Raw genomic sequence first — 5185 nt, 5'->3', positions numbered from 1 at the left:
ACGCAGGTCAGGGACCTGCAAAATGGACTTGTCGAGTCCAACCTCCGCCAACACGGCATCGGCATCAATACCGGCTTTTACCATGGCCTTGTAGGCCATCCGTAACAGCACACCGGAATCCGTCATTTCTGCCATGCGTTGCCTTGTCCCCAATACAAAAAAAGCTACTCTCAGAATCACTGAGAGTAGCATAAGGATGGCAGGGCCGGAACCAGCGCAGGACCGGCCCGAACCAGGAGATCAAACCGCTTTGAAGCGATCAGGCAGCCTTGCGGGTTTCTGACTGCGGTTCACGGGTCAGAGACACCACTTTGGCACGCAGACCATTGAGCGGCCCCTTGCCGCTGTCATCCTTGCTCTTGTTGGGCAAAGACAGTTTGAAGATCCGCTTCCAGACACTCAGGGACTGCTTCATGAAAGACCCGGTGTTATACGGCAGGCCATGTTTTTCGCAGATGGCACGGACTTCCGGCGCAATGCGGGCATAACGGTGCGCCGGCAGATCGGGGAACAGGTGGTGCTCGATCTGGAAACTCAGGTTGCCGCTCATCACGTGCATCAGACGGCCGCCTTCAAAGTTGGCAGAGCCCAACAGCTGGCGTACATACCACTGGCCACGGGTCTCGTTTTCGATCACGGACTCCGGGAACTGTTCCACTTCTTCCGGGAAGTGACCATTGAAGATCACCTGGGAAGACCACAGGTTGCGCGCCAGGTTGGCTGCCACATTACCGGCGAACACGAAGGGCGCGAACGGGCCGGCCAGGGCCGGGAACAGCAGATAGTCCTTGAAGAGCTGCTTGCGCATCTTCTTCCAGGTCGGCTTGAACTCGGCTTTCAGCTCTTCCTTGGTCTTGGTCTTGTAGATCAGGTAGTCCTCGAGCTTGAGGCTCTGGATCGCCACAAAGTGCTGAAAGAAGGTCGCCAGAATGCCTGCCAGGATCGGGTTGAACAGGAAGCGCGGTTCCCACTCCTGGTCTTCTGACATGCGCAGGATGCCGTAACCAATGTCATGGTCCTTGTCGAGCACGTTGGTGAAAGTGTGGTGCTCGAAATTGTGGGTCTGCTTCCAGGCCGTGTTGGTGCAGGTGTTGTCCCAGTCAAAAACCTTGGAGTTGATGGCCGGGTCACCCATCCAGTCGTACTGGCCGTGCATCACGTTATGGCCGATTTCCATGTTGTCCAGAATCTTGGAGGCAGACAGACAAGCCACACCGGCCAGCCATGCCGGCGGCAGGAAACCCGCCATCAGCAGGCCGCGGCCGGCCACTTCCAGACGACGCTGACGCTTGATCAGGGTACGGATATAGGTGGCATCTTCTTCGCCCAGGTCCGCCATTTCACGATTACGGATGGCATCCAGTTCCTGGCCAATAGTCTCGAATTGTTCGGCGGTCAAGTTGCTGAAAATACTCATGTGCTTTCTCCTTAAACCCGGTTTGAAGAATCGTCTTGTGACGCTTCGGTTTGGGTGAATCCGTTTAGATGTCCAGAGTCACCGTGCCCACCGGCACGCTGACGCAAATTTGAATGTCTTCTTCGCCACTGGTGATCTCACCGGTGCGGATATCGCGCACGTCGCCGGCCGTCTTGCGGCAGGTGCAAGCGTGACAGATACCCATGCGGCAACCGGATTCCGGGGAAAGCCCGGCGGACTCGGCCTGCTCCAGCAGGGTGGCGCCATTATTGATGGCCATTTTTTCGCTCTGAACAAAGCGCACTTCGCCTTCGGCGCTGTCGCTTTCGATCTGCGGCGCTGCCAGGGTGAACTGCTCCTTGTGCAGACGCTCTGCCAGGCCGTCCTCTTCCCAGACTTTTTCCACCGCTGCCATCATCGGCGGCGGGCCACACAGAAAAGTGGTTGCCTGTGCAAATTCCGGCGCTGCAATGTACAGATGTTCACGGGAAAACAGACCGGACAGTTCGCCCTGTTCACCCTCATTGTTGAAGCAACGCACCAGGGTCACGTTGTCGTGAGTCCGGGCAATCTCGTCCAGCTCGCTGGCGTAGATCATGTCGGCGGCGCTGTTGGCGTAATGCAGGAAGATGATCGGGCCGCTAAAGCCTTCGTCACACAGGGTGCGCAGCATGGACATCACCGGGGTAATACCGCTGCCACCACTGATCAGCAGCACCTGCTCCGGGCGTTCTTCCGGCAGGGCGAATTCGCCGTCCGCCTGGGACAGCAACACCACGTCACCCACACTGAGTTGTTCACGCAGGTGACGGGACACAAAGCCGTTGGCGTGCACTTTGGCGGTCAGCTCGATGCAGCCGTCGGCGCGGTGCAGGGAGTTGGCCGGTGAGTAGCAGCGGGTCTGACGCTTGCCATCAATGGTGACGGAAAGCTGCACGAACTGACCGGGAACAAAGCCTTCCCAGTTATGATTGGGACGCAGGGTCAGGGTCACGCTGTCGTTGGTCAGGTAGCGCACGGCTTCTACCTTGGCGCGCACCTCATTAACGGACCACAGCGGATTGAACACTTCCAGATAACGGTCGACGCCGTGGGGATAGGAAAGAATATCCGCCACACGGGACTGCAGCAGGCGGGTCAGGCCTTGCTGAAAACGGCTGGAGGTCTGTGTCATTGCGTTCATTGGGTTCATCCCTGTAAGTGAACAGTTGTACGCATTATTCACAGACCCACAATTCAAGTCAACACCTGTACACTTAATTTTGTAAATACCTGCATTATCATGCAGTTACACATGTTTTTTGCGCACCAGTTGCATCACGGCCCCACAACGAGGAGAATTTACAGCGTAATTTTCAGGGTCTGTTGGTGCTTCAAGCCCACCCAGCCCCCGCACTTGCTTCTCCAGCCAGCCGAAAACGGGGCATGAGACTGCCGGTCGCGCTTAACCCAACGACCTGAAACCCAACGCAGAGGCAACCGGCAATGACCAAGGAAACCACCAGCAGATCGCGCAAGCCCAAACGCGGCCAGACCCGGGAAGCCTTGATGGCCGCGGCGCTGGAACTGGTGGTCAAGAAAGCCCCCTTTTCTGCCTTGAGCCTGCGCGAAGTCACCAAGAAAGCCGGCGTGGTCCCAACCGCCTTCTACCGGCACTTCCCGGACATGAGCGCCCTGGGCCTGACGCTGCTGGATGAATCTTTCCGCACCCTGCGCCATATGATGCGCCAGGTCCGCCAGGAAGAACTGCCCAATGAGCGCATGCTGCGCGGATCCCTGGAGGTGTACTTCAACTATGTCCGCAACAACCGCGCCCACTTCCTGTTCGTCTCCAAGGAACTGGCCGGTGGCACCCCCACCATGCGCAACGCCATTCGCCGGGAAATCCGCATGTTCACCAACGAGCTGGCCATGGACATGGCACGCTTTCCGTTTCTGAATCATGTCAATGCGGAAGACCTGCAAATGATGGCCGGGCTGGTGGTCAACAACGTCACCGCCCTGACCCAGGAAATGCTCGAACTGGAAGAAATTGATGAGACCGGTCAGCGAGAAGTGCTAATGACCGCCGAGAAACAACTGCGTCTGATTTACTTCGGCGTGGGCATGTGGCGCTCGGACAAGAGCAGTTCCTGAACGCATTTCACACTTTGCGCCCTTGTGCCACGCGCCTGTGCTTAACTCACCAGACTCCCTGTCTATACGGCCAATAGCGACTCCCCTGCCCTGCTCTATACTCTTTTGCATTGCCACCGTTGCCTACGTTGCAACGCAATCAACGGGAAAGGATTGAGTAATGAGTGAGGTCAAATTCCGCGAGCTGCGTAATTCACCACCCATGGTGATCAACTTCGCCAAGGCCGTATTGCGTGCCACCGTCAAACCAGGCAGCAACCCCACCCTGCCAGACGTGGGCCTGCGCCTGAATGACGTCTCCCTCGATGAAAAACATCTGGCCGCCTACCGCAAGGTGTGCGGATTTGCCGCCGACGGCAAGTTGCCCGTGACCTATCCGCACATGCACGCTTTCCCGCTGCATATGGCACTGATTCTCACCGACGGCTTTCCGTTCCCCGCCATGGGCCTGGTGCATGTGCGTAACAGCATTACCCAGTACCGCCCCATTGCCGAGCGTGAACAACTGAACGTGAAGTGTTTTCTGGGCAATTTGCAGAAAGTCGACAAGGGTTACGAATTTTCCATCTTCACCAGCGTGAGCACCGGTGGCGAGCGGGTCTGGGAAAGTGAATCCGTGAACTTTTTCCGCAGCGGTGGCGGGAGCAGCAGCAAGAAGAAAGACGCGCCCAAGCCGCAACCCGCCACTGACACCGTGGAATGGAAAGTGCCCGGGGATATCGGCCGCCGCTACGGCGCCGTTTCCGGTGACCGCAACCCGATTCACCTGTATCCGCTGTCGGCCAAATTGTTCGGCTTCAAGCGCCAGATCGCCCACGGCATGTGGTCCAAGGCCCGCTGCCTGGCCGAACTGCAGAACCAGCTGCCGGAAGACGCCTTCACCGTGGATGTGCAGTTCAAATTGCCCATGTTCGTGCCCGCCACGGTGAAGTTCGAGAACAAGCCAACCGACGGCGGCAGCGATTTCCGGCTGCTCGCCAAGGACGGCATCAAGCCGCACCTGGCCGGCCAGATTCGCCCGGCGGAGTAAGCTCCAACCCCCCGGCGTTTCTACACCCACCTGTAGGAGCGCCGCTTGAGGCGCGATTCGAACCTTGACGAAGGTTGTTGATGTAGGAGATTCTATGTTGTCCACCCCAGTCTTCATGAGGCAGGGGCCGGCTGATAGTCGGTGCCATTTTTCATGAGCGCGAAGGCGATACGAACGAGTTTGCGCGCCAGGATGACTAACGCTTGGGTAGTTGCCAGCCCTCGATCCAGATAAGCCTGATAGACCCCTGCCCAACGCTTGCTCCGGCGAGCGGCCATGGCCGCGCAGCAAAGCAGCCTGCGAGCTTCTGAGTCCCCTTTCTTGGTCAGTTTTCGCTTGCCGGTTTTGGTGCCTGAGTCTCTCACGTGAACGTCCATCCCCAGGAAGGCCACGAAGGCATCACTGTTCCTGAAGTCGCCCCTTAAGAAGGCCATGACCAGAGCGTAGGCGGTCAGATCGCCCACGCCCTCCAGGGCCTTGCACCGTTGCACCTGTTCGCTGAGCCCAGCGTCTCTTACCGTGTCGCGAAGGTGTTTCTGGATCTGTGCATCCAGCGTGTTGATCTGAGAGATCAACCTCTTCAAGCCCGCTTTGAGTAGCGG

5 protein-coding genes are annotated in these 5185 nt (G+C 57.9%); 2 read left to right on the top strand and 3 right to left on the bottom strand.

From position 1 onward, the window contains the following. Positions 1-259: 259 nt before the first annotated feature. Both A3754_RS23735 and A3754_RS23730 read right to left on the bottom strand, forming a co-directional pair. Positions 260-1417 (bottom strand): acyl-CoA desaturase, encoded by a 1158-nt coding sequence (locus A3754_RS23735; protein ID WP_063521523.1) that lies wholly within the window; start codon positions 1415-1417, stop codon positions 260-262. 64 nt (positions 1418-1481) lie between these two features. After that, positions 1482-2600 (bottom strand): ferredoxin reductase, encoded by a 1119-nt coding sequence (locus tag A3754_RS23730; protein WP_231880764.1) that lies wholly within the window; start codon positions 2598-2600, stop codon positions 1482-1484. 302 nt (positions 2601-2902) lie between these two features. On the opposite strand from A3754_RS23730, the gene A3754_RS23725 reads away from it, so the two are divergent. Beyond that, complete coding sequence (locus tag A3754_RS23725) at positions 2903-3553, top strand: TetR family transcriptional regulator (RefSeq protein ID WP_063521521.1); 651 nt, start codon at positions 2903-2905, stop codon at positions 3551-3553. A gap of 160 nt (positions 3554-3713) precedes the next feature. Next, positions 3714-4583 (top strand): MaoC family dehydratase, encoded by an 870-nt coding sequence (locus tag A3754_RS23720; RefSeq protein ID WP_063521520.1) that lies wholly within the window; start codon positions 3714-3716, stop codon positions 4581-4583. Positions 4584-4696: 113 nt separating this feature from the next. Here A3754_RS23720 and A3754_RS23715 read toward each other — a convergent pair. Then, positions 4697-5185: transposase (locus tag A3754_RS23715; protein ID WP_156497187.1), on the bottom strand; the 489-nt coding region annotated here is incomplete at its 5' end.

The sequence above is a fragment of the Alcanivorax sp. HI0083 genome (assembly GCF_001635175.1).
The sequence above is the reverse complement of the archived record's forward strand: the minus strand, read 5'-3'. Positions and strand labels throughout refer to the sequence as shown.